Source organism: Methylobacterium sp. D48H (assembly GCF_053345715.1).
In genome coordinates, this window is record NZ_JBKFAP010000018.1 from 1 (window position 1) to 21,235 (window position 21,235).

Annotated in this window: 21 protein-coding genes, 2 rRNA genes and 1 pseudogene; 14 read left to right on the forward strand and 10 right to left on the reverse strand. The window is 69.5% G+C overall.

What is annotated here, in order from left to right:
• From ACLBX8_RS22950 to ACLBX8_RS22960, 3 genes are all read left to right on the forward strand, one after another.
• A 23S ribosomal RNA gene (locus ACLBX8_RS22950) occupies positions 1 to 174 on the forward strand; the annotation flags it as partial.
• Positions 175 to 341: 167 nt separating this feature from the next.
• A 5S ribosomal RNA gene (gene rrf, locus ACLBX8_RS22955) occupies positions 342 to 457 on the forward strand.
• A gap of 376 nt (positions 458 to 833) precedes the next feature.
• Positions 834 to 1,343: a sigma factor gene (locus ACLBX8_RS22960; protein ID WP_447700351.1), complete on the forward strand. Its 510-nt coding sequence runs from the start codon at positions 834 to 836 to the stop codon at positions 1,341 to 1,343.
• Positions 1,344 to 1,575: 232 nt separating this feature from the next.
• On the opposite strand, the gene ACLBX8_RS22965 is transcribed toward ACLBX8_RS22960, so the two are convergent.
• The 3 genes from ACLBX8_RS22965 to ACLBX8_RS22975 are packed head-to-tail and all read right to left on the reverse strand — an operon-like array spanning position 1,576 to position 7,664.
• The gene (locus ACLBX8_RS22965; RefSeq protein WP_447715788.1) at positions 1,576 to 4,494 is read right to left on the reverse strand and encodes a hypothetical protein; all 2,919 of its coding nucleotides are present in this window, start codon (positions 4,492 to 4,494) and stop codon (positions 1,576 to 1,578) included.
• Positions 4,495 to 4,532: 38 nt separating this feature from the next.
• Entirely contained in the window at positions 4,533 to 5,897 is a 1,365-nt protein-coding gene (locus ACLBX8_RS22970; RefSeq protein ID WP_447700349.1) for an HlyD family type I secretion periplasmic adaptor subunit, read from the reverse strand.
• A 3-nt stretch (positions 5,898 to 5,900) separates the two neighbouring features.
• Positions 5,901 to 7,664 carry a type I secretion system permease/ATPase gene (locus tag ACLBX8_RS22975; protein WP_447700357.1) on the reverse strand — a complete coding sequence of 588 codons (1,764 nt, stop codon included), beginning with the start codon at positions 7,662 to 7,664 and terminating at the stop codon, positions 5,901 to 5,903.
• 373 nt (positions 7,665 to 8,037) lie between these two features.
• Between ACLBX8_RS22975 and ACLBX8_RS22980 the strand changes: the two genes are divergently transcribed.
• Complete coding sequence (locus tag ACLBX8_RS22980) at positions 8,038 to 8,364, forward strand: helix-turn-helix domain-containing protein (RefSeq protein ID WP_447700348.1); 327 nt, start codon at positions 8,038 to 8,040, stop codon at positions 8,362 to 8,364.
• Positions 8,365 to 8,449: 85 nt separating this feature from the next.
• On the opposite strand, the gene ACLBX8_RS22985 is transcribed toward ACLBX8_RS22980, so the two are convergent.
• Positions 8,450 to 8,704, reverse strand: coding sequence for a hypothetical protein (locus ACLBX8_RS22985; RefSeq protein ID WP_020095905.1), 255 nt, complete (start codon positions 8,702 to 8,704; stop codon positions 8,450 to 8,452).
• A gap of 438 nt (positions 8,705 to 9,142) precedes the next feature.
• On the opposite strand from ACLBX8_RS22985, the gene ACLBX8_RS22990 reads away from it, so the two are divergent.
• The 5 genes from ACLBX8_RS22990 (at position 9,143) to ACLBX8_RS23010 (ending at position 13,128) form a co-directional block, all read left to right on the forward strand.
• Complete coding sequence (locus tag ACLBX8_RS22990; protein ID WP_447700347.1) at positions 9,143 to 9,832, forward strand: sigma-70 family RNA polymerase sigma factor; 690 nt, start codon at positions 9,143 to 9,145, stop codon at positions 9,830 to 9,832.
• Between the two features lie 734 nt (positions 9,833 to 10,566).
• Positions 10,567 to 10,791, forward strand: coding sequence for a hypothetical protein (locus ACLBX8_RS22995; protein ID WP_020095907.1), 225 nt, complete (start codon positions 10,567 to 10,569; stop codon positions 10,789 to 10,791).
• A 181-nt stretch (positions 10,792 to 10,972) separates the two neighbouring features.
• Positions 10,973 to 12,103 carry a plasmid replication protein RepC gene (gene repC / locus ACLBX8_RS23000; protein ID WP_447700346.1) on the forward strand — a complete coding sequence of 377 codons (1,131 nt, stop codon included), beginning with the start codon at positions 10,973 to 10,975 and terminating at the stop codon, positions 12,101 to 12,103.
• Between the two features lie 158 nt (positions 12,104 to 12,261).
• Positions 12,262 to 12,438 (forward strand): hypothetical protein, encoded by a 177-nt coding sequence (locus ACLBX8_RS23005; protein WP_020095909.1) that lies wholly within the window; start codon positions 12,262 to 12,264, stop codon positions 12,436 to 12,438.
• A gap of 285 nt (positions 12,439 to 12,723) precedes the next feature.
• A complete protein-coding gene (locus tag ACLBX8_RS23010; RefSeq protein WP_447700345.1) occupies positions 12,724 to 13,128 on the forward strand; it encodes a response regulator in 405 nt (134 codons plus the stop codon).
• A gap of 71 nt (positions 13,129 to 13,199) precedes the next feature.
• Here the strand turns inward: ACLBX8_RS23010 and ACLBX8_RS23015 are convergent, their stop codons facing one another.
• The 5 genes from ACLBX8_RS23015 to ACLBX8_RS23035 form a co-directional block, all read right to left on the reverse strand.
• Positions 13,200 to 13,412, reverse strand: a complete 213-nt coding sequence (locus ACLBX8_RS23015) for a hypothetical protein (RefSeq protein ID WP_020095911.1) — start codon at positions 13,410 to 13,412, stop codon at positions 13,200 to 13,202.
• A 213-nt stretch (positions 13,413 to 13,625) separates the two neighbouring features.
• Entirely contained in the window at positions 13,626 to 13,886 is a 261-nt protein-coding gene (locus tag ACLBX8_RS23020) for a hypothetical protein (protein ID WP_026605355.1), read from the reverse strand.
• 311 nt (positions 13,887 to 14,197) lie between these two features.
• Entirely contained in the window at positions 14,198 to 14,587 is a 390-nt protein-coding gene (locus ACLBX8_RS23025; protein ID WP_447700344.1) for a DoxX family protein, read from the reverse strand.
• 37 nt (positions 14,588 to 14,624) lie between these two features.
• The gene (locus ACLBX8_RS23030; RefSeq protein ID WP_020095914.1) at positions 14,625 to 14,756 is read right to left on the reverse strand and encodes a hypothetical protein; all 132 of its coding nucleotides are present in this window, start codon (positions 14,754 to 14,756) and stop codon (positions 14,625 to 14,627) included.
• Between the two features lie 536 nt (positions 14,757 to 15,292).
• Entirely contained in the window at positions 15,293 to 15,430 is a 138-nt protein-coding gene (locus ACLBX8_RS23035; protein ID WP_157861912.1) for a hypothetical protein, read from the reverse strand.
• Positions 15,431 to 15,951: 521 nt separating this feature from the next.
• On the opposite strand from ACLBX8_RS23035, the gene ACLBX8_RS23040 reads away from it, so the two are divergent.
• The 5 genes and pseudogenes from ACLBX8_RS23040 to ACLBX8_RS23060 all read left to right on the forward strand — a co-directional run bounded on the left by ACLBX8_RS23040 (position 15,952) and on the right by ACLBX8_RS23060 (position 19,870).
• The gene (locus tag ACLBX8_RS23040; protein ID WP_026605357.1) at positions 15,952 to 16,206 is read left to right on the forward strand and encodes a hypothetical protein; all 255 of its coding nucleotides are present in this window, start codon (positions 15,952 to 15,954) and stop codon (positions 16,204 to 16,206) included.
• 446 nt (positions 16,207 to 16,652) lie between these two features.
• Positions 16,653 to 17,048 (forward strand): annotated as a pseudogene (locus ACLBX8_RS23045) (transposase); the annotation flags it as partial.
• 19 nt (positions 17,049 to 17,067) lie between these two features.
• Positions 17,068 to 17,367: a transposase gene (locus ACLBX8_RS23050; protein ID WP_447700356.1), complete on the forward strand. Its 300-nt coding sequence runs from the start codon at positions 17,068 to 17,070 to the stop codon at positions 17,365 to 17,367.
• A gap of 59 nt (positions 17,368 to 17,426) precedes the next feature.
• The gene (locus tag ACLBX8_RS23055) at positions 17,427 to 17,738 is read left to right on the forward strand and encodes a hypothetical protein (RefSeq protein ID WP_447700355.1); all 312 of its coding nucleotides are present in this window, start codon (positions 17,427 to 17,429) and stop codon (positions 17,736 to 17,738) included.
• Between the two features lie 167 nt (positions 17,739 to 17,905).
• A complete protein-coding gene (locus ACLBX8_RS23060) occupies positions 17,906 to 19,870 on the forward strand; it encodes an alpha/beta hydrolase domain-containing protein (protein ID WP_447700342.1) in 1,965 nt (654 codons plus the stop codon).
• Between the two features lie 57 nt (positions 19,871 to 19,927).
• On the opposite strand, the gene ACLBX8_RS23065 is transcribed toward ACLBX8_RS23060, so the two are convergent.
• Positions 19,928 to 21,109 carry a serine hydrolase domain-containing protein gene (locus tag ACLBX8_RS23065; protein ID WP_447700341.1) on the reverse strand — a complete coding sequence of 394 codons (1,182 nt, stop codon included), beginning with the start codon at positions 21,107 to 21,109 and terminating at the stop codon, positions 19,928 to 19,930.
• Positions 21,110 to 21,235 lie beyond the last annotated feature (126 nt).

Here is a 21,235-nt window from a genome sequence, read left to right on the forward strand (position 1 = left end):
GCAGCATAGCTATGTACGGACGGGATAACCGCTGAAGGCATCTAAGCGGGAAACCCCCCTTAAAACGAGACCTCCCTTGAGGGCCGTGGAAGACGACCACGTCGATAGGCCGGGGGTGCAAGCGCGGTGACGCGTTGAGCCGACCGGTACTAATCGCCCGATTGGCTTGATCGCTCTCGTGATCCGTGTCCGGACTGGTTCGGCAGCCGCAGAGGCTGACGAAGCCAGAGACACACGAAACAAGAAGACCCGCAGCGACACCGCTGCCTGCTTGCCGAACGAAACACTCGCCGTCGCAGCACCCTGCGCCGCCGAGTGCCAAAAAAGTTGCGATGCGCCGGTCTGGTGGCCTGAGCGGCGTGCCCAGAACCCGATCCCATCTCGAACTCGGCCGTTAAACACGCCAGCGCCCATGGTACTGTGTCTCAAGACACGGGAGAGTCGGTCGCCGCCAGACCTGCCCATCGCAATACACACACACGTTCCCTCACCACGAACACCGATCCGGCCTCCGGACACGGCGCACGCTCGCCAGAGCCGGCGCCGGATCTCATCGGTCGCTCCGCCCCCGTGCAAGTTCTCTGAGCCACGTCACCTTCGGTGATGGGCGTTCGATCGGCCGCACGGCCATCCCAATCAGCCGAGAGATCGTGCGCAACCGCGAAGGCGGTTCCCCGCGTCGCGCGAGGGCTGACTGATCCCGGACATCTGCCTGCTCCGAGCCTTTCCCGACCGGTCGTGCCGAACGCCTCGGCCAGTCGTCGTTCGCCCGGCACCGACGACCGCGCTGTGCCGAAGGCGCGGCCTTGAGGGCTGTACAGCAAACCTCTATTATGATGCTGCTGTACAATGCCTCCGGTCAGTGTGGAATCGAGCATCGCATGCCGTGCCATCCGGACACGCGCTCACGGTCGGTCCCCGGTGATAGGGCTGGATCGCCGTCCCTCAGGGCTGATGGCGGACCAGAGTGTCCGCCTGCCGCGTCCGGCCCCGACAAGATCCATCTGCGTCGTCCGCACTCAGGGGATCTCAATGCGGCGGCCGATCGGGATCCGGCGTTCGACGCGGACCGTTTCCGGGCAGCCCTCGTGGAGTTGCTGCCCGACCTGAAGCGATTCGCGGGGTCGATGGCGAAGACGGCCGATCAGGCTGAGGACTTGGTTCAAGAGACGCTGCTCAGGGCTTGGCTGTGTCAGGATCGCTTTCGTCCTCGTGGCCATCTTCGAGCCTGGACATTCACCATCATGCGGAGCAGCCTCTCGCCCTCCAAGCGTGAGACAGCGGATCCGACGGATGTCGGCAACGCTGCACCCGACAGGCGACGCATCGATCCTGACCGGTGAAACCGCGGAGCGTTCTCGCAGGACGAAAGGCTACGGCCACGTCCTCTGACGCGGCGGTGCTGGATGTGGCGACGCCGATCATCGACGCGCGCGCTCTACTGCGTGCGTCGAGATATGAACCGCTCTTCGTCAGTCCGAGTGCTTCGCGCTCCCCGGTCGAGTTCAGGGCGGTCGAGCGCCACCGTCGAGAACTCACGAGAATGCCTGCCGTTCGCGGATCCTCGGTTTCCCGTCAGGAGTGGAGGTCGAAGTGATGGGCGTTGGCGCCGTGATCTGAAACCCCGATCAGGCCGACGTCTCCGTGGACGCCACTGTCCGCCGGTGCGTGGCTCGGTCCGGCCGGTGGGCCGGGTTTGCTGTCGGACGCGAATTCGATGGTGCCGTTCGGGCCGATGCTGGCTGCCGGTCTCGGACCGTGACTGCCCCCGCTCGTCGGGGGACTCGGCTCGCCTGGCGGTTCTTGATCACGGCTCACGCCGGTCGAGCCTCCTGATCCCTGGCGCGAGAGCGATTGGTCTGACGCCACCGGGGTGCCGACGTTCGCGGCTGCAACGGCAGTGCCGTGACCTGTGTGGTGCGGGCCCGCGTCGAGGTTCGCGGGATTGGGATCCGCCTCGACCGCTCGATCCTGCGTGCCGCTCGGCGAGATGCCTGCGTTCGCACCGGTTGCCGGGTTGGAGCCGTCCGAGTTCCGCAGATACGGTTCGGTCTCTCGGGCGTGATCCGCAGCCTCGCCGCTGCGGCCGGGCCCGTCGGCGGTCTGAGTATGGCCTGGATCGTCCGCTCTCACCCCCGCCAGCGCGCTGGCTGACGGAGCGATGGAGTCCGCGTCGGAAGCCGCGCTGTGAACGGCGGGACCCTGTGCGTGCGGTCCATTGTCTTGGAGGTGCCCGGGCGGCTCGCCGCTTCGATCGTCCTGCCCGTGGCCTGGATCGGCAGCGCGCGCCTGCGTGCCGGCTGACGGCGGACCTGGGTCCGCGTCGGTGGCCGAGCCGTGACCGCGGCTATCCTGTGCGGGTGGTGCCGTATCGTGAAGATGTCCCGGCGCCTCGGCGCTCCGGCCAGGTGAAGCGCCGGCCCGCGCGTGACCGGGATCAGCAACATCCGCCTGCGTCTGCGCGCTCGCGGATGGTTGGACCGGATCCGTGTTGGCGGCCGAGCCGTGATGGCCGGCATCCCGGGCGTGCGGCGCCGTGTCTTGGACATGTTCCGGCGCCAGCGCGCTCCGAACCGGTCCCTCGCCAGCCTGCCTGTGATCCGGTTCGGCGGCTCTGGCCTCGATCTGCAGGTTGGCTGCCGGAGCTGAGGGGGTGGGATCGGTGGCCGCCGTGCCGTGGCTACCGGCATCCTGTGCGTGCCCTGCCGGGCCCTGGAGAGGCCCCGGTGCCTCGGCGCTCCGGCCGGGGCCTTCGCCGGCCTGAGCGTGCGCAGCCACCGCGCCGCTCGCCTGCACGGTGGCTGAGGGCGGCGCTGATTGCGTGCCGGTGTCCGTGCCCTGACCGTCGTTGTCCTGAGCGTGCGGCGCCGAGCCCCGGAGGTGGCCCGGCGCAGCGGCACTCCGGCCGGGACCTTCGCCGGCCCGCGTCGGGCCTGGATCGGAAGTGCTTGTCTGAGCCTGTGCCAGACCCGGCGGTTCATCCGGACTCGCGCCGCCGGCCACGTCCAGTGGAACGGCCGCCGCGTCCTTGTGATGGCCTGGCGCATCGGCGCTCCGGCCAGGCCCGTCGCCATCTTGACCGCGGCCCTGATCGGTGACCTCCCCCCGGATCTGCGCGAGGCCCGCTGTTGGACGCGGGCTCGGATCGGATGCTGCACTGGGGTCGCCGGCCGCGCCGTGCAACTCCCGTTCGGATGCACCTGCGCCGATGCCTGAAGGATCCGCATGTGCGACCGCGTCGTGCCGCCCCCTTGCCTCCGGCGAGACGCCCGTTCGCGGATCGTTGTCCGGGCTACCGGAGCGCTCCTCGACCGGGATCTGCGCGTGTCTCAACTCGGGCTGTGCGGCGGCATTGAGCCCGTTGACCGGGGCTGGCGGAGCTTCCGATGCCGCGTGACCGGTCGTCGGGGTCACGCTCTGGGCCAGCGATGGCGCCTCACCGGTCGCGCTCGACGACGGGGCTCCCTGTTCCCGTACCGCGGCGTCCCCCGATGGCGCGGCGCCACCGTCCGATCTGGAATCCGGAGACGACGATGAACCCGCTGCGAGGGCTGCGCTGGCCTCGGCGCCGCGCGCGAGCGGCTGAAATCCGGATTCCGCGCCTGCCCGGGTCGGCCCATGGCCGAGGGCCGGGTCTCTGAGGCCGATGAGCCCGAAATCGGCGGCGTCAGATCGGGCGGAAACGACCGCAGCCGACTCGGCCGTTAGGAGACCGGCCGCGCCGCTCGCGGGACCTTCGTGGCGGCCGGTGCCGAGCGGACCCTCCGACTGGACGGGGCTCGCCGCTCCACCCGTCGTCGGCGACAGGCTGCCCTGGTCACCCGGGACGGCGCTGATGGCGCCCCGCGCGCCGAGGTATGATGTGGCCTCGATACCCTGTGAGGGGTGGTCGACGAGGGCATCCGCGGCGAAGACCATGGCCGAGAACACGATCAGCCCGACCTGCTTACGGTGGCCGTCGCGCTCATCGGCATCGCCCGTGTCGCGCGCTTCGGACGGCCCGTGCTGTTGCGCGTGGCCCGCGTGAGGGGGCTGCGCCGCGCTCTCGGTCGATCGCTCCCCGTCATCCGCGCGGGCGTCGTCGGGCGACAGGCTCAGGGCCGCAGCCGCGACGAGAGCCGCGAGCAGCGCCGCCGGGTGAACCGAGAGCTTCGTCCCGCGGGCATCCTGCGGGATCGGGAGAAGCTCGGGATAGCGTCGGGCGATCTCGTTGATGAGGGCGCGGAAGTCGCTGCCTCGCATCGGGCTGTCCAAGACATCGGACGCGATGACGTAGCTGCCGTCGATCCTGGCGAAATGCATGACGGCGTCGCCATCCGGCCGGCAGAAGACGAACCAGGGATCCGCCTCGTCGCTCAGGCCCTGCTCGCTGCCGATCTGCAGGCCGGCTCGGATCAGCGCGGCCTCGACGCGGTAGAATTCCGCGAGTTCCTGCTGCGACCAGCCGCCCTGGCACGTCGTTGCGGGTCGGAAGAACGAGATGACCGCGCCCATCGGGACCTCACGTCCGCACAGTGACTGAGAAGCGGACTCTATCGTTCATGGAAACTGCGTCCCAGAGCATCGAAGAACGGCGCCACCAGATAGTCGAGCGCCGTGCGCTCGCCGGCCGAGACGACGACCTCGGCGGGCAGGCCCGCCAGGAGGCGTGGTCGTACGTCGTCCGGGAGTTGATGGTCGTCGATCTCCACGGTGCCGGAGAAATAGGCCTGCTTGGTGCCGTCGTCGATCAGGCGGTCGCGGGAGACCATCGTCAACGTCCCGAAGATCGCCGACATGCGGCGCGTCTGAAAAGCCGGAAACTTCACCTCGGCCCGCATGCCGGCATGAACCGCCTCGAGATCGTTCGGCGCGAACTGCACGCTGATCACGAGCCTGTCGTTCGTCGGAACGATCTCCATCAACGGCTCGCCCGAGCGGACCACCTGGCCGATCGTGTAGACCTTCAATCCCTGGATGACGCCCTGGTGCGACGCCCGGACCTCGTGCCGACGGAGAACATCCCGGGCCACGATGAGCTTCTCGCGCAGTTCAGCGATCTTCTGGCGCGTGTCGAGGAGCTGCGCGGTCAGCGATTCCTGCAGCTTCTGCTTGAGCTGCGCGGTCTGCATCCCCGCCTCGTTGATGCCGTTCTGCGCCTTGGCGGTCTCTGCCACGGACCGTCCGATCACGCCTCGGAGGCGCGCGTGCTCGCGCTCCATCATCAGAACGCGCGAGAGCGGGATGAGGTTCTTCTCCTGGAGGCCGCGCAAGCCCTCCAGCTCCTGCTGGATCAGCGCGACCTGCTGCTCGCCCGAGGCCTTCTCGACCGCCAGCCCGGAAATCTCCGTCTTCAGCTGCGTGACCCGCGCCTCGATGAGGCCGAGCTGCGCCTGGAAGGACGCGCGGCGCTCCGACAGCTGGCTGGCCTGGTCGTCGATCAGGCCGGCGACGGCCGGCTCGGCGCGCCGCTCCGCGATCTCCGGCGGCAGGAGCAGATCCTGCGCCTGGCCCTGCTCCGCGCGGAGGCGCGCTTCGAGGATCAGGGCCCCGTCGAGCTGGCCGCGGAGCAGATCGTTGCTGGCTCGCGATTGCACGGGATCGATGCGTAGCAGGACGTCGCCCGCGCCAACCGCCTGGCCGTCCCGGACCAGCACCTCCTGGACGATGCCGCCTTCGAGATGCTGCACCACTTTGCGGCTGCCTTCCGCGACCACCACCCCGGGACTGATGACCGCCCGGTCGAGGCGCGCGACGGCGGCCCAGGTGCCGACCACCCCGAACGTCGCGACGATGAGCGCGTAGCCGGCGACGGCGTACGCGCGCCAGTTCGTCAGGTCGGCGGAGCCCGACCGGTCCCGATCGGACCTTCTTCGCACGGGGGACGGGCTCGGGATCGCGGCGCGCGTGACGGTCATCGCTTATCCCGCGCTCCGCTGTTCGTCGGAGCCGCGGCGGCTCTGGGATGCCGCGGGGCCGACGGGCGGCACCAGGGTCGGGACAGGCCGCTGGCCGGTGACGTGAGCGAGGACCTGCTCGGGCGTGCCGGAGAGCTGTACGCGGCCCTCGCTCATGAGCAGGATACGGTCGGCCTCCTCCAGCAGGCTCACCTTGTGGGTCACCAGCACCACCGTCGTCCCGGATCGCTTCAGGTCCGCGACGGCGCGCATCAGCGCCGCCTCGCCGGGCTGGTCGAGACTCGCATTGGGCTCGTCGAGCACGACCAGGCTCGGCTCGCCGTAGAGCGCGCGGGCCAGAGCGATGCGCTGCCGCTGACCGCCTGACAGCCCATGTCCCCCCCGACCGATGACCGTATTGTAGCCCTCCGGAAGCGACTGGATGAGCGCGTGACAGCCAGCCCGTTGGGCAACCTCGATGACGCGCGCGTCGTCCCGGTCGGCGAAGCGCGCGATGTTCTGCGCGACGGTCCCGTCGAACAGTTCGACGTCCTGAGGCAGATAACCGACATGCTGCCCGAGCAGGGCCCTGTCCCAGTGGTTCAGGTCGGCCCCGTCGATGCGCACCGTGCCTTCCAGCAAGGGCCAGACCCCGGTGAGCGCGCGAACGAGCGTCGATTTGCCGGCGGCACTCGGGCCGATGATCCCCACGACGCTGCCGGGCTCGAGCCGGACGCTCACTGCCTTGAGGATGGGGCGCGTCGCGCAGGGGGCCGCCACCGAGATGTCTTCGGCCTCGATCAGGCCGCGCGGCCGCGGCAGGACGAGGCGGCGCGTCTCCGAGCCGGCGACCGCCACGAGATCGGCCAATCGCCGATAGCTCGCCCGCGCCGCCGTGAAGCCCTTCCAGTTGCCGACGACGGCCTCGATCGGCGCGAGGGTGCGGCCGATGATGATGGACGCGGCGATCATCGACCCGGCCGAGATCTCGCGGTGAATCGCCAGATACGCGCCGACGCCCAGCACCAGGGTCTGTAGCAGCATGCGGACGAACTTCGTGGCCGCGACGATCAGGCCCGCGCGATCGCTGGCCCGCGCCTGGAGGAGCAGGACGTCGTCGTGGCGGCGCCCCCAGAGCCCGCGCATGGACGCGACCATGCCCATGGCCTGCAGCACCTCCCCATTCCGAAAGACCGTGGCGGCGCTCTGCCCCGCTTCGCGCGAGGCCTGACTGGCGGCGTCGAGCGTCCGACGGGTGGCGACCTCGTTGAGCAGCGTGAGGCCGAGGATCGTGCCGCCGCCCACCAGCGCCATCCAGCCGAACCAGGGATGGAGGATGAAGCAGGCGAGCAGGAAGATCGGAATCCAGGGCAGATCGCAGAACGCCAGCATGCCGGCGCCGGTCAGGAACTCCCGCAGGACGTCCACGTCGCGCAGCGCCGTATCGTGCTGCGCGCCGGGCCTGAGCAAGGTGCCGCGATGGGCGGCATCGAAGATCGGCGTGGCGATTTTCTGATCGAACACCACACCGCCGCGCACCAGGAGGCGGGCGCGCAGCAACTCCAGCATCGCGTAGACGGCCAGGCCGAACGCCGCGATCAGCGTGATCCCCGCCAGGGTCGTCTCACTCCGGCTGGGGATCACGCGGTCGTAGATCTGGAGCATGTAGAGCGGGCTGACGAACAGCAGCAGATTGATGAAGAGCCCGAACACCACGGCGGTCGCCAGGACCGGCCGGAGCGAGCGCAGGCCGATGGTCAATGCCGATTGCAGCGAAGGATCGCCCATTCTGCCCTCTTCCTGCGATCGATCGGCACGATCGGCGATACCCGGTGGCTCAGATTCCCGTGCTGCTCGCGTCAGTGACCCGCGGGCGCTCAGATCCGCGAGCGGCAATCGTACGTGCGATTCTCGACTTTCATGGGCCGCTATCCAGAGACATGCACCGGTAGTGGGGCATCCGGCGCCATTCTCCAAATCGTTCCTTACAGGATGATAGCGCTATTCAGGTAGTTGCCAAGCAACGGGATCCGTTCGGGGAGGACGCGGGGACGACGGGTGCCGCCGCGCATCTGGACAGCGCGGCTCCGTCCCAGCTATATGGTGTTTGCTGTATAAGCGCCGCGCCGCGTGGCTTCGGTCGGCAGGAAGGTGAAACCCCGTGTATGCCCATCAGCAACGCCTGGACTCCGAGGAGGTGCTGGAGCTGCGTCGGGAGGGGGGACGGTATCTGAAGGAACTGCGGGAGGCGCGCGGCCTGTCGCAACGACAGCTCGCAGCTCTTGTCGGTGCGGATTACTACACCTTCATCTCGCAGCTGGAGACCGGGCGCGGTCGTATTCCTCCGGATCGGTACCGCGCGTGGGCCGAGGCGCTGGCGATCGAGCCGAGAGCGTTCGTCCGGAACGTGATGCGCTTCTACGACCCGATCACCCACGAGATCCTGTTCGGCGATCGGAGCGCGGAGCCTGATGGCAACGAGGCGTAGGCCGTCGACGCTCTCAGGGCCCGGATCGTTCGGATGCGCGAGGCGCGCGGGACGGCTCCAGCCTGGAGTCGACCGCCCGCGCAGCTCAGGAGGTGGAGTGGTCCGCACCGTCCACCGTCTGTGATCCGAGGGGTGATGGGTCGTCAGACGTCACGTCGGCGGCCGATACGGGCGCGCCGATCGCCGCCATCAGCATTCGCAATCCCTCGATCCACGTATCGGCCTCGGCCCGCGAGATGCACCCGCTGCGGCGAAAGATTTTGCCGGACTCGAGCTTGACAACAACGTCGAAGTGGCCGTCCGGCCTGTCCGTGATCCAGTATTCGACATTCTGAGGCATCGACGCTGCCCAATAGATCCTCACTTGGCCGGCAACAGCCGCCCCGCCCACGCAGCTCGCAGTCTGACGGCGAACGCGCGCCTCTCGCCGACGTGACTCGTTCACCTCGATCCGTTGTTCCTCGCTCGGCCTCAGACCACGTCGGGGTTCACCTGCGCGCGCGATGATCTTCGGCTCCTTCTCGGTTCAACATGTCCGCCCCCCAGGGACGGAAGCGTGCCCCAACGCGTAGGCCGCGGAGAACGATCCGCCGCTTGCGGGGTTAGATGTTCACTGTACAGTCAGGCGGCGGGTCCTATCTGGAGGGGTGGACGCTCGATGACGCGCGTGGTCGGGCCACTCCCGCCGGATGGCCCGCTGCAGATCGCCGGTTCGTCAGGCGGGATTCACGGCGGCCGGAGATCGGTTCGTGCGGCGAGCGCTTTGAGAGGACGTGAGTTGACGGACACGCTGGTTGCTCAAGACGGCGGAGTCGATCGGCCGAGCCGACAGGACCCTCCGGAACCCGCGATTCTGCCCACCGGTGTGCGGGATCATCTCGGCCTGCAGCTGCGCGCCGCCTACGAGGCCGTGACACGGGCACAGACACCGCCGCGTCTGCTGGACCTCGTCGCGCGGCTCGATGCAGCGCTGGAGGGGCTGCGCCAGGACGATGCCACCGCGTTTCGCGAGGGCCTGACCGAAACGCTGCCCGGCCTGCGCGCCTTCGCCCTCTCGCTCGTCGGCGATGCCTCGCGCGCCGACGATCTGGTCCAGGAGACTGTGCTCCGAGCCTGGGCGCGCCAGGACCTGTTCATCCCAGGTTCCAACCTGAAGGCGTGGCTCTGCACCATCCTGCGCAACCAGTTCTACACCGAGTGCCGCAAGCGAAAGCGCGAGATCGAGGACGTGAACGGTGCCGCCGCGGCGCAGCTCACGGCGCCCGCAGCCCAGGAGCACGGGTCCGATCTGCAGATCGTCTGGTCCCATATCGGCAAGCTGCCGGAACTGCAGCGTGAGGCCCTGCTCCTCGTGGGGGCCCAAGGCCTGACCTACGAGGCTGCCGCGGAGGTGATGGGCTGTCAGACCGGGACCGTGAAGAGCCGGGTGAGCCGCGCCCGGGCCTTGCTCGTCGCGCATCTCGCCTGAGACGGGCATCCTGACCGAGGGCGGATTTTCTACGCTCGACGGCCCCTGCATGGTTGAGACAGGTGCCCATCCGCGCTCCGCTCTGGGGCGAGTCCCGACGGGCGACGACCTGGGAACGGTCCCCCGCCGTCCTGGCCGGTGTCGAACCTCGACGGCTCGACCATCCTTGTCGGACGGATAGCCCGGGCAGAGAGACGAGGTGGGGCGCGCGACACGCTCGAAGGCCGGGGAAAGGCCAGGCGCAGGCCGGCAAAGCCGTCTCGGCCCCTATCGCGACCGCGAAACCGCAGCGGGACGCCCTCCCCCATCGCGCTTCAAGTCGCACGAGCGTGTCGCGAGCATCGACTGCACCACGCGGCCGCCATCGTCGATGGACACCGCCGCGGTTCAGTCCGCGCTTCGGCAAGGTTCGGGCCCGTCCCGGTCGCTGCCGCCGCAGCAGGCCGCTCGTCCCGGTCCGAGCCAGAGATCATCCCCAAGCACCTCGACGGACGCTCCGCCTCCACGCGCCGCCCGTGTCGCACGAAGGTCGGCCGTGGCGTCACCGACCATCGGGCAGTGCCGCGTCAGGCATCCTCGCCGCGGAGACTCTCGGCGCGGTCTCCGGTGCCGCTGCGGAACAGGTCGCCCTTAACAAACTCACCCATCCCCGTACGAATCCGGGTCGCCGCTGGACTCACTTTGCAGAATCGGTCCACATGAACAGTCACGTTGGCAGAATCGGGCGGGGACCGATGACCGCAGAGGAACGGCTGGCTGAGCTGAAGGCGGCGGACACGCGCCGTCAGACACGTCGCAGGGAGGCTCTGAAGCAGAAGGGCATGACCCAGCAGAACGTGTGGCTGAAGCCGTCGGTCAAGGCCGTCATCGACCAGGCGATCCAGAACGGTCGGTTCAGGAGCCGTACCGAGGCGATCGAGTGGGCGCTCGCGTCTGCCTTCGAGGAGAAGTCGGCATGATGTAACGGGCAAAGCAGAAGGCCCCGAGGCGGGAACCTCGAGGCCTTTGGACCTGACATACCCTGGGATGGGGCGCGACAGGCGATTCGCACCCCCTTTATGCCCCCTCCCCCAGGCCGTCGTCAAGAACACCCTTCGGGGTGAACGGTCCCGCTTTGCCTCCTGAGAGGAGGCGGACGAGGTGGAGACAGTTCATTCCGGTGGCCGGCCGCTCACGCGCGCCGCGCTCGCCGGCCGGAGACGTGCGCTCGAAGACGGGCGGACGGTCTCGCGCAGGGAGCTCTCGGCCGCGGGCCGGGACGCGGCCAAGGCCCTGAACCTGCGCCCTGCCCTGCGTTCGATCCTCTCGGCGCTCTGCGCCGTGTGGGGTGAGCAGGATTGGGAACGCTTGGTGGTGTGGCCCTCGAACGAGCACCTGTGCGGGATGACCGGGCTGTCGGAGCGCGCGCTCCGCTACGGCCTGCGCGACCTGGTGGCCCTGGAGGTCATCACACCTCGGGACAGCGCGAACGGCAAGCGTTTCGCCATCCGCGGGCCGGGCGGCGCCGTCATCGACGCGTACGGTTTCGACCTGACTCCCATCGTCGCCCGGAAGGGAGAATGGGCGACCGCGATCATGGAAGCCACCGCGAGGGACGCTCAGCGAAGCCGCGCGTTCGATCTCCTGACCGTTCGTCGCCGCGCGGTGTCGGAGGCCCTCGCCGCCCTGCGCGCCCGCTTCCCGGCGACGGATGCCGCCGATCTGCTCGCGGCGCAGGAGACCTTGGAGCGCAGCACGCCGAGGAGACGTGCTTCCGGCGCGGGTCCTGACGTCGTCCTCGATGCCTGGGGAGAACTGCAAGTCATGGCGGAGGATCGTTTCTATCAAGCCGCCTCTGCCGGCAACTCCGGCCGCCACATAGAACAAAACACCGGATCTCCTACCGATCCTTGTGCAAAGGCTCCCGAGAAGGAGCCTGAGCCGACCCGTAGGCCCGAACCGTCACTCGTCGCGGCTGCTTGCCCTGTCGCTGCCGAATTCGGCGTCACCCTCAGAACGGAAGCGGATGTCATCGAGATCGGCCGGCTGATGCGGGGCGGGATCGGCGCGCATCCGTCGGCCTGGAGCGAGGCTTGCGAAGCCCTCGGTCCGTTCCGGGCCTCGGTGCTCGTGCTGATCGTCGCGCAGCTCCACGACGACGACGTGCGCCGGGGTGAGATCCGCATCAAGAACCCAGGCGGCTACTTCAGGCAGCTCGTCCGCCTGTGTTCCGAAGGTCGCTACGGGCTCGAAGCCGAGCTCATGGCGATGCGCAGGAGGAAGATGACGTGACCTCGGGCGAACGTCACCCGCCCCGGACCGCGGAGCCCTGCAGATGCGCCACGCCGCGGCAGCGAATCCGGGCACCCGGATCCTGACCGATGTAGGTAGGCTCCGGATCCCGGAACTCACGCTACGCTTGCGCGGCCGTTGAACATGGGAGGCTTGCGGTGAAGGTGTTTCAGATCCGGCACGAGGTGACGGGCGCCATCCTCTGGACGGGCTCGGCGCCTGACCCGCTCGCTGCCCTCGACGCCATGGCCCACGAGGCGGGGTATTACGATCATTCCGACATCCCCGACCATCTCCGGGCCGGTGGACTCGCCATCGAGGAGATCCGGGTCTAGCGCGCCGACAACCACGCGAAGAGTCCGATCCCTGCGGGCGCCGGGCAGGCGCCCTCGCTTCACGGAAGATCGCCGCGGTGACGTGTCGGTGAGCGATACCGGATTGGTCAGGCGCCTGCAGTGCCGTTCCGCCAGGAGGCCGGGCAGGTTCCGCGGCACCCGGCGCTCTCGGTGCGAGGGGTTCGGCGCGTGATCGCCCCGAACCCGGTCCCCATCGGACAGGTTTGTGTGGGACGCAATCGGGATCAACTGCGTTACTGCGGCGACGAAGTGTGGAGATCCAGGATGGCAGACGCCGTCGCGTCGCAACGCGCTGTTCTGATTGTCGAGGACAATCCCGTGCAGCTCATGGATGCGGCTGCGGCCCTTCGCGACGCGGGATACGAAGTCGCGGAGGCCGCCACTGTCGAAGCCGCCCAGGCTCATCTGGCGGCCCGTCCCGAACTTGTGGCCATGGTCGCGGACGTGGACTTGGCAGGCGAGCCCTTGAGTGGCTTCACCCTGGCCAAAGCCGTCGCGGCGCGCTGGCCCGAACTGGCGATCCTGATCGTGTCGGGTGTGGCTTGGCCCGCCGAGGAGCAGATGCCGATGGGCGCTCGCTACCTGCGCAAACCGTTCACACCGGAGGGGCTGGCCGGCGCGCTGGGGGCTGTGCTGGCGACGCGGGGCGTAGGGTCCGTGCCGCATTGACGGTGGCCAGCCCAGCGTGCGCCGGCGCGGGAGAGCCGCGCCGTCGACGACGGGCCGCATCACGGCGAGGTTCAGGTCCCGCTGTCGCCGGCGCTGGCGTCGTCGCTACCGTCGAGCAGCCAGTCCGGTATCCCGGGAAGCACTTCCCCGGCGACCTCACCGGCGGTCTTCAGGGCCCGCTCCACTTTCGCTTCCGAGTACTCGCCGCGGACCTCGGCGAACAGCTCGCGCGCCAGACGGTCCAGCTCCTCGTCCGAGAGCGTCTGGTCCGGCTCGTCCCTCATGCGTGCCCCCCCAGCTTCGGCCGTCCTGCGCCACCGATCCCGTCACGGGGCGGGGGAGCGTCCGGTGTCACCACCCGTGAGCCGATACGCAACGCGGCCCGCCATCACGGTGCCTGGGCCCGGTTAGGGGATCGTCACCGGCGGGGAACCGAAGATGTCCCAGGCTGACGCTGACGCCGCCGATCCTTCCGTCGCGGTGATCGGCCACCCGCCTCAGTCCACGCCGCAGGCGAGGAGATCGCGCCTGCGCTGCTCGGACGTCTCTCGGGCCTCGTCCTGCCAGCTGGCCTCTGGCGGGTCTCGGTCGGCCTTCACCGGTCGCTCGCCAGGCAGGTACAGACTGCGGGGATCACCGGGCAACGCGCCCGTCGTCTCGGGGTCCCGGTCGCAATCCCGAGCCGGCTGATCGGCCAGGGCGAGCGCGGGACCCGCGCACACGACGACGGCCACGGCGAACGCGAGCAACTTTCTCATGGGGGTCCCGATGGGCCAGGCCCGGCGCATGTACCGCGTCGCCGGTAGGGCCGGAGGGCTTAACGGCGGTTCGCGATGGTCGCCACACCCGTGTCGGCACGGCAGACATGCGTGACCGTCGCCGCAGATCGATCGGCGCCCGGGGACGATTTCCACGTCGCCGGCACCGAACCGCGGCGGCCGGGCGTGGTGTCCGGACTGCCGCGTGCCCGTCACTCCGCTCGCGGCCTCGCCGGTCAAGGCTCGAACCGACGAGCCCCCACTGCGCCCCCGCGCGGATGTGAATGGCCGAATCCGCCCTGTCGGAACGGTCAGGCCTGCCGCATCTCCGTGGACGGCAGAAGCTCGGACCGGCGCGCGTGAGCGACGCCGCCCAGCAGGATGAGAAGCACGAGGGCGGGAAGCGGCATCAGAACGGGGTCGCCCGCGAGGAGATGGCTGCCGACCGCGCCGGCCATGAGCACGGCGAGAAGACCGGCGCCGAGGGCGACGCAACCGGGCGTCCAGAGGAGCACCGCGCCGAGGAGTTGCAGGGCGCCGACCACGTCCATGAACCACAGCGGGTAGCCGAAGCGGACGAAGCCCTCGACCTCGAACGGCACAGCGGCGAACTTCATGACGGCAGCCACCAGGAACACCGCGGTCAACAGGCGTCGCAGCGCCACGCTGCCGACACTCCGCCTATCCCGAACCCGAGCCATCCCCACACCCCTCCCTGCAGGCATCACTCTCGGCGGATCAGACGAAGTGCGTCGGCAGCGCCGCGGTCAGGGCGAGCTGGAGGACGGCGAGCGCCAAGCCAGTCAGCATCGACCAAGCCACGATGTGGTCGGTGACGGTCATGCCCTTGGTCATCATCTTGGTGGCCATCGGTGGTTGCCTCATCCGTGCAGCCGTGGATCGGCTGTCCCAGGACGGTCATATGGCCAAGCTGGATTGCGCCGTTATTGCTTCGATTATTGCGTTGGATTGCACCAAATCAGTTGAGACGCCGTTCTCGGTGAGCGATCCACAGCGCCACGCGCGATCGCCGGCACGCCTCCGGGATGCGCCGCGACGCCATGGCCGCGCGGCGACCGACCGCCGCCGGCCACATCGTCGGCTACATGCCGGGGTGAGGCCGTCCTCGCCCCCGCCGGCCCGGAGCGCCGTCAGTTTGCCGCCGTCCCGCTCGGCGGTGACGAAGGCCTTCGCGTCGGTAGGGATTGCCGACGGATCGACTGGCTCATAGGCGACGAACGGTGTCTCAGGCGACACCGCCACGGTCTCCGACGCGCCGCCCCCGTAAGCCTCCGCGGCGGGGACCCGACAATCCGGGAAGACGGGCGCGGCGCTCGGCGACGCCTGGAGTCCAGCCCGCCCGTCCGCGGGCGCGACGACGGTGCTGTCGGGAGGACGCTGCCGATTCAGGCGTCCGCGTCGGCGCGTCCGTCCCACGCGTCGAGGCGCGACGGCGCCATCGGTGCCGCGGCGGCGATCCCGAGTCGGGTCGCGGCGGCCACAGCGGCGATGATGAGGCCGATGAAGAGCAATGGTTCGAGCATGGCCGTGCCCTCAGCTATGGGCCCGCGCAGCGAGATGGCGGCGCGCCGAACGGTGGCGGGCACGCGCATTGTGCTGCCGCCGCATCTGTTCCTGGAGGATCTCGTCTTCGTGCTGAGGGAAAACTGTGATCGCGGTCGATTGCGGGACACGCAGACCGTCCTCACGCTGCGGATAGATTGGTTTCATGACCGCTCCCCCGTATTACCTACGTAGAAGCTTAACCGTTCTTTAACCGATTGCAACCCGGTGGCAGGGTCGGGTTCCGACGGCGCCGGCGCGCGCTGGAGATCCTTCTCCCTCGGGTAGTCCGCCCTGATCGCCGCGGCGACGCGCCTTCCCTCACCAGCCCGGGCACCGGCCGCATTTCGGGCCCGACGGCTCCGATCCCGGCAGACCCCCCGATCTCAGAGGCCGGGCGGCTGCTGATCCGGGCCGGGGAACTACCTCAGGCACGGTTGCCGCCTATGTCATCTGACCGGGAGCCGCCGTCGGACTGACTTTGATCGTGGAGGACGCAACGATGCCGCCCAAGCTGACCAAGACCATCATCGGAGCCGTTATCGCCGTCGCGCTCGCCGCTGCGGTCTCCTACGGAGTCATCAGCCAGCAGACGGCCGACAAGATCCAGACTCAGGCGAACCAGACCCTGCAGAACGATCAGGCTCCGGCCAGCACCGGTCAGCAGCCGCCGCCTCCGCCTCAGAACTCGATCCCGCAGGCACCCGCACAGCCGGGGGCGTCGCCGCAGAATCCCGCGCCGGCACCGCGTCAGTGAGCAAATCCGGGCGCGTCGATGGTGGATCCGCGACGTCGAGCATGCCCCGGGATCGGCCCGGGTCACTGGCATCGGGGTCGACGGCACATCCTCCCCTGTCGGCGATGACCTGAAGCCGCGGCAACGAGATCGCGGCCCTGTTCGAGCAGAATACTTCGGAGATACGGCGGTCATCGCGGAGGTGCCCTTGGCAAAACCGTTTGCCACGCTGCTGCTCGCAGCAGCCGTCTCTGTTCTGTCAGATCTGCCGGCGCGATCTCAGAGCCCGTCCGGTAAGGGTCTGAGGCGGGGTTGAGTGGCCGGGATGGCGATGATTCCAGGAGGGTGCTGAAGCCTGACCTGGAAGCGCCATGTGGACCCCGACCACCCGGCGGCAGCATAGCCGCGTGGGCCTTCGCTATGAAACCGACCTGACCGACGCCGAGTGGGCGGTGATCGAGCCACTGATGCCGAGGCCAGCGCCCTGTGGCCGGCCTCCGCTCTGGACGACACGGGAGGTCCTGAACGCCATCTTCTACGTTCTGAGGGGTGGGATCTCCTGGCGGTTGATACCCAAGGATCTACCGCCGCGCTCGACCACGTTCGGCTACTTCAGCCGCTGGCGCGACACAGGGCTGTTTGGCCGGATCAACCACCACCTGGTCATGGCCGATCGCGAACGAGTCGGACGGGAAGCCTCACCGTCTGCCGCGGTCCTCGACAGCCAAAGCATCAAGACGACGGAGAGCGGCGGCCCGCGCGGCTACGATGCCGGCAAGAGGGTCAAGGGGCGCAAGCGCCAAGCGCTGGTCGACATGGACGGGCGCGCTCGTCCTCGATCCTCAGCCTGCCGACGTCCAGGACCGCGACGGAGCCGTGCCGGTGCTGCGCCTGTCGCGTCGGACCTTCCCGTTCATCGCCAAAGCCTTCGCCGATGCAGGCTATGCCGGCAACAGACCGGCGACCGCCACGATCATCACGGTCGAGATCGTGCGCAAGCCGCCCCATCAAGTCGGCTTTGCCGTGCATCCACGCCGCTGGGTGGTCGAACGGTTCTTCGCCTGGATCAGCCGCAATCGCCGCCTCTGGAAGGACCCAGAGGCGACTCTCGCCTCGGCCAGAGCATTCCTCTACGCGGCAGCCGTCATGATCCTCGTCAGGCGACTGGCCCGCTCAGCCTGACTTCTCGGACGGACTCTCAGGTCGCGCCCGTCAACAACTGGGCTGAGTTCCGCGAGGCGATGGCCGCGTGCTGGACGGTGCCGCCCGGCACGGAGGGATCCCTGATTGCCTACCGGTTCGGCCTCGACAAGACGGGTGCCATCCGGGGCAAGCCGCTCACCACCGCGCGGCGACTGGTCGGCGACCAGGACGCGCACCGTCGCTACGAGGAGGCGGCATCCGCTGTGCTGGCACGCTGCTTCCCGCTCAAGGTGACACGGGCGTTCGGCGCGATCCTCGGCGAGAGCCCGATCTATCTGCGGTTGGTCAACACGAAGCCGACGGCCGCCTACCAGATCAACAGCAACGTGACGATCTTCGCGCCTCGCTAGGCTGCCCCTCGCGGATGCTCGCCTTGCCCGCCCGGGGGCCTCCCGAGACCGGCTGACAGGCGGTCCGGGAACGCAATGCCTTCGCGGGCAGCGCGCTCGACGGCCCGTTCCAACTGTGTTTGCTGACACGGCCGGCCAGGAGAACGAGCCGCGCGGGAGGGGGGACCATGCGGACCGGTTGGGTTCTTGCCGGCGCGCTCGGCTGCGCGCTCGGCGTCACGCCGACCCAGGCGCGCATCACCCAGATCGAGGTCGTCACCGTCGAGCCGTTCGCCGACGGCGCTGAATTCGGACCTGCCGGCGCGTACGAGCGGGTCATCGGTGCCGCCCGCGGCGAGCTCGATCCGGCAGATCCGGCCAATGCCGGCATCGTCGACATCGCGCTGGCGCCGCGCAACGCGCGCGGCATGGTCGAATACAGGACCGACCTGTTCATCCTGCGCCCGAAGGACCCCGCCCGCGGCAGCGGTACGCTGCTGTTCGAGGTGCTGAATCGCGGCCGCAAGTTCCTCTTCAACTGGGTGCTGGACGCGCCGGCCCAAGGGGCCCAGGCCGTCAACGATCCGCGCAACGCCGTCGACGCCGGAACCGGCCTCGTCCTGCGTCGCGGCGACACGATCGTCTGGTCGGGCTGGGAGGCGGACGCGCTGCGCCAGCAGGGCGGCATGGCCATCGACGTGCCGGTCGCCTCCAGGAGCGGCAAGCCGATCGTGGAGATCGTGCGCGACGAACTCGTGAGCGCGACGCGCGGGCCGCCGGAGGCGCCCTTCTATCTCACCTTCAAGGCGGCCAGCCAGGACAAGGCCGGCACGCAGCTGACCGTGCGCCGCCGGGAGGCCGACCCGCCTCGGCCGGTTCCGGAGGAGGCGTGGCACTACGCGACGCCGCGGCAACTCGAGCTCCTGCCCAAGGGAACGAAGCCGCTGCCGGGCTCGATCTACCAGTTCACCTACCGCGCCACCGAGCCGAAGGTGCTCGGCATCGGCTTCGCCGCGACGCGCGACGTGGTCGCCTACCTGCGCGGCGATGCCGCCGGTGGCGCCAACCCGGCGGGCGGAGCGATCCGGCACGCGGTCGCGCTCGGCATCTCCCAGAGCGGGCGGTACCTGCGCGACTTCATCGCCCAGGGCTTCAATCGCGACGAGGCCGGGCGCCGGGTCTTCGACGGCGTGCTGTCGCACATCGCGGGGATCGGCGGCGTCTTCCTGAACGCGCGCTTCGGCCAACCGTCCCGCACCAACACGCAGCACGAGGACCATCTCTATCCGGAGAATGCCTTCCCGTTCTCCGCGGCGGCTCAGCACGACCCGGTGACGGGACGGACCGGCGCGCTGCTGCGCGACGACGGCTTCGACCCGCTGCTGATCGAGGTGAACACCGCCACCGAGTACTGGCAGAAGGGTGCCTCGCTGCTGGCGACGGATCCCCTGGGCCGCACCGACCTGGCCTTGCCCGACACGACACGCGTCTACTTGGTCTCGAGCGGCTTCCACTACGGGCGCGCCGGACTGACCTCGAGCAGAGGCCCCTGCGCCAACATGCGCAGCACCCTCAATCCGGCGCCTGCCCTCCGGGCGCTTCTCGTCGCACTCGAGGACTGGGTGACGCTCGGCACGCCCCCGCCCGACAGCCGGATCCCGCGCCTGTCGGACGGCACGCTGGTGGAGCCGGCCGAGGCCGGCTATCCCTTCATCGTCGGTGTGCCGGTCCCGACCGCCCCGAACACGATCGCCCGCTTCAGCACCTACGTCGATCCCAAGCCCGAGAGCGGGCCGCAGTACCGGCCGCTCGTGCCCCGCGTCGACGCGGATGGCAACGACGTGGCAGGCATTCGCCTGCCGGCCGTCGCCGCACCGCGCGCGACCTTCACGGGCTGGAATCTCTACGCCGATCCCTTCCCGGCGGGGGCCCTCTGCGACCGGGAGGGGAGCCAGCTTCCGTTCGCCCGGACCCGGGCGGAGCGGGAGGCCAACGGGGATCCGCGGCCCTCGCTGGAGGAGCGCTACCCGGATCCGAATGCCTACCTGGCTGCCGTGCTCAAGTCCGTGGACGCGCTGGTTCGGGATCGCCTGCTCCTGCGCGAGGACGGCGACCGCCTTGTCCAGGCGGCGCGGCAGGAGTCCGCGCCATGACCGCTCCGGATTCGGTCGTGCCGCCGGCGTAGACATGCGTCGGGCGGACCTTGTCCTTCAGGGAGACGTCTCGGACAGTCGACGGTCTTCCAGGGCGGCGTAGACCATGGTGCGGGTCAGCGTGCGGTAGTGCTGGCGCTGGTCGGCCGAGGAGGTCTGCATCATCAGGAGCGCGAAGAACCCCTCTACAGGGTCAACCCAAAAGTATGTGCCTCCGACGCCGCTCCAGAACCAGTCGCCGACATTGCCGGGGAACGGCGCCTCGCCCGCCGCCAGGCGGACCGCCACGCCCAGCCCGAAGCCGTAGCCCGGCCCCGGCGGATAGTAGGCGGCCTTCGCGATCGCCGCCCCGAGATGATCCGAGGTCATGAGCCGCACGCTGGCCGGCGCCAGGATGCGCGCGCCGTCGAGACTGCCGCCGGTGAGAAGCATGCGCAGGAAGCGGGCGCAGTCCGCCGTGCTCGATACGAGGCCGCCATTGCCCCTCTGGCCGCGCCGCGGCTGCGCCGGATCGTGAAAGACAGGGCGCTGCCCCGGTGCTTGCGGCAGCGGTTGCGCGACGCGTGATCCCATCGCGGCCGAGATCTGGAACAGCGTGTCGGCCATGCCGAGCGGCTCGAGCACGGTCACGTCGAGGACCCGCTGCAGATCCGCGCCGCCCGAGATCTCCAGGACGCGGCCGAGCACGTCGGTGGCGTGCGAGTAGTTCCACACCGTGCCGGGCTCGTGCTCCAGCGGCAGGCGGGCGATCCGGTCGGCGAACGCCGCGTTGTCGAGATCCTCGGCGAGCAGGCCGTCGGCCGCGTAGGCGCGCCGCGCCGGCCCGTCGCCGAGATAGCCGTAGGCGATCCCGGCGGTGTGGCGCAGGAGATCCTGAACGGTCGGCCTGGCCCTGGCGGGCCTGAGGCCGCCGTCCGGATCGAGCACCGACAGGTGCTCGAAGGCGGGAATGAACGCTGCCACGGGCTGATCGAGGCGCAGGGCGCCGCGCTCGGCGAGCACCATGGTAGCGGCGGAGACGACGACCTTGGTCATGGAGTAGATGCGCCAGAGCGCGTCGGGCCCGAGGGGCGCGCGCGCGACGCGGTCGCGGTAGCCGACGGTGCGTCGCCAGATCGCCCCGTCCGCGCCGCCGACGAGCATGTCGGCCCCGGCGATCGCGCCGCTGTCGACATCGGCCGTCAGGCGGTCGCCGAGGCGGTCGAGGTGGCGGGAGGAGAAGACTGGCGCAGTCCGCATGGCACCGATGTAGCGCGCGCCACCGCGCCCGCATCGCCGCGGCCGCGAAAGGCCGGACGGCGACGCGCATCGGCTCCGGTGTCCTCGGGGCGCCGCGCGCCGGGGCGACGGTCCGGCCCGGCGAAG

Excerpts from the sequence above, each read along its gene's own strand:
- ACLBX8_RS22960 (WP_447700351.1), top strand. The coding sequence starts at position 834 with ATGATGCTGCTGTACAATGCCTCCGGTCAGTGTGGAATCGAGCATCGC.
- ACLBX8_RS22965 (WP_447715788.1), bottom strand. The coding sequence starts at position 4,494 with ATGGGCGCGGTCATCTCGTTCTTCCGACCCGCAACGACGTGCCAGGGC.
- ACLBX8_RS22970 (WP_447700349.1), bottom strand. The coding sequence starts at position 5,897 with ATGACCGTCACGCGCGCCGCGATCCCGAGCCCGTCCCCCGTGCGAAGA.
- ACLBX8_RS22975 (WP_447700357.1), bottom strand. The coding sequence starts at position 7,664 with ATGGGCGATCCTTCGCTGCAATCGGCATTGACCATCGGCCTGCGCTCG.
- ACLBX8_RS22985 (WP_020095905.1), bottom strand. The coding sequence starts at position 8,704 with ATGCCTCAGAATGTCGAATACTGGATCACGGACAGGCCGGACGGCCAC.
- ACLBX8_RS22995 (WP_020095907.1), top strand. The coding sequence starts at position 10,567 with ATGACCGCAGAGGAACGGCTGGCTGAGCTGAAGGCGGCGGACACGCGC.
- ACLBX8_RS23010 (WP_447700345.1), top strand. The coding sequence starts at position 12,724 with ATGGCAGACGCCGTCGCGTCGCAACGCGCTGTTCTGATTGTCGAGGAC.
- ACLBX8_RS23015 (WP_020095911.1), bottom strand. The coding sequence starts at position 13,412 with ATGAGGGACGAGCCGGACCAGACGCTCTCGGACGAGGAGCTGGACCGT.
- ACLBX8_RS23020 (WP_026605355.1), bottom strand. The coding sequence starts at position 13,886 with ATGAGAAAGTTGCTCGCGTTCGCCGTGGCCGTCGTCGTGTGCGCGGGT.
- ACLBX8_RS23025 (WP_447700344.1), bottom strand. The coding sequence starts at position 14,587 with ATGGCTCGGGTTCGGGATAGGCGGAGTGTCGGCAGCGTGGCGCTGCGA.
- ACLBX8_RS23030 (WP_020095914.1), bottom strand. The coding sequence starts at position 14,756 with ATGGCCACCAAGATGATGACCAAGGGCATGACCGTCACCGACCACATC.
- ACLBX8_RS23035 (WP_157861912.1), bottom strand. The coding sequence starts at position 15,430 with ATGCTCGAACCATTGCTCTTCATCGGCCTCATCATCGCCGCTGTGGCC.
- ACLBX8_RS23040 (WP_026605357.1), top strand. The coding sequence starts at position 15,952 with ATGCCGCCCAAGCTGACCAAGACCATCATCGGAGCCGTTATCGCCGTC.
- ACLBX8_RS23055 (WP_447700355.1), top strand. The coding sequence starts at position 17,427 with ATGGCCGCGTGCTGGACGGTGCCGCCCGGCACGGAGGGATCCCTGATT.
- ACLBX8_RS23060 (WP_447700342.1), top strand. The coding sequence starts at position 17,906 with ATGCGGACCGGTTGGGTTCTTGCCGGCGCGCTCGGCTGCGCGCTCGGC.
- ACLBX8_RS23065 (WP_447700341.1), bottom strand. The coding sequence starts at position 21,109 with ATGCGGACTGCGCCAGTCTTCTCCTCCCGCCACCTCGACCGCCTCGGC.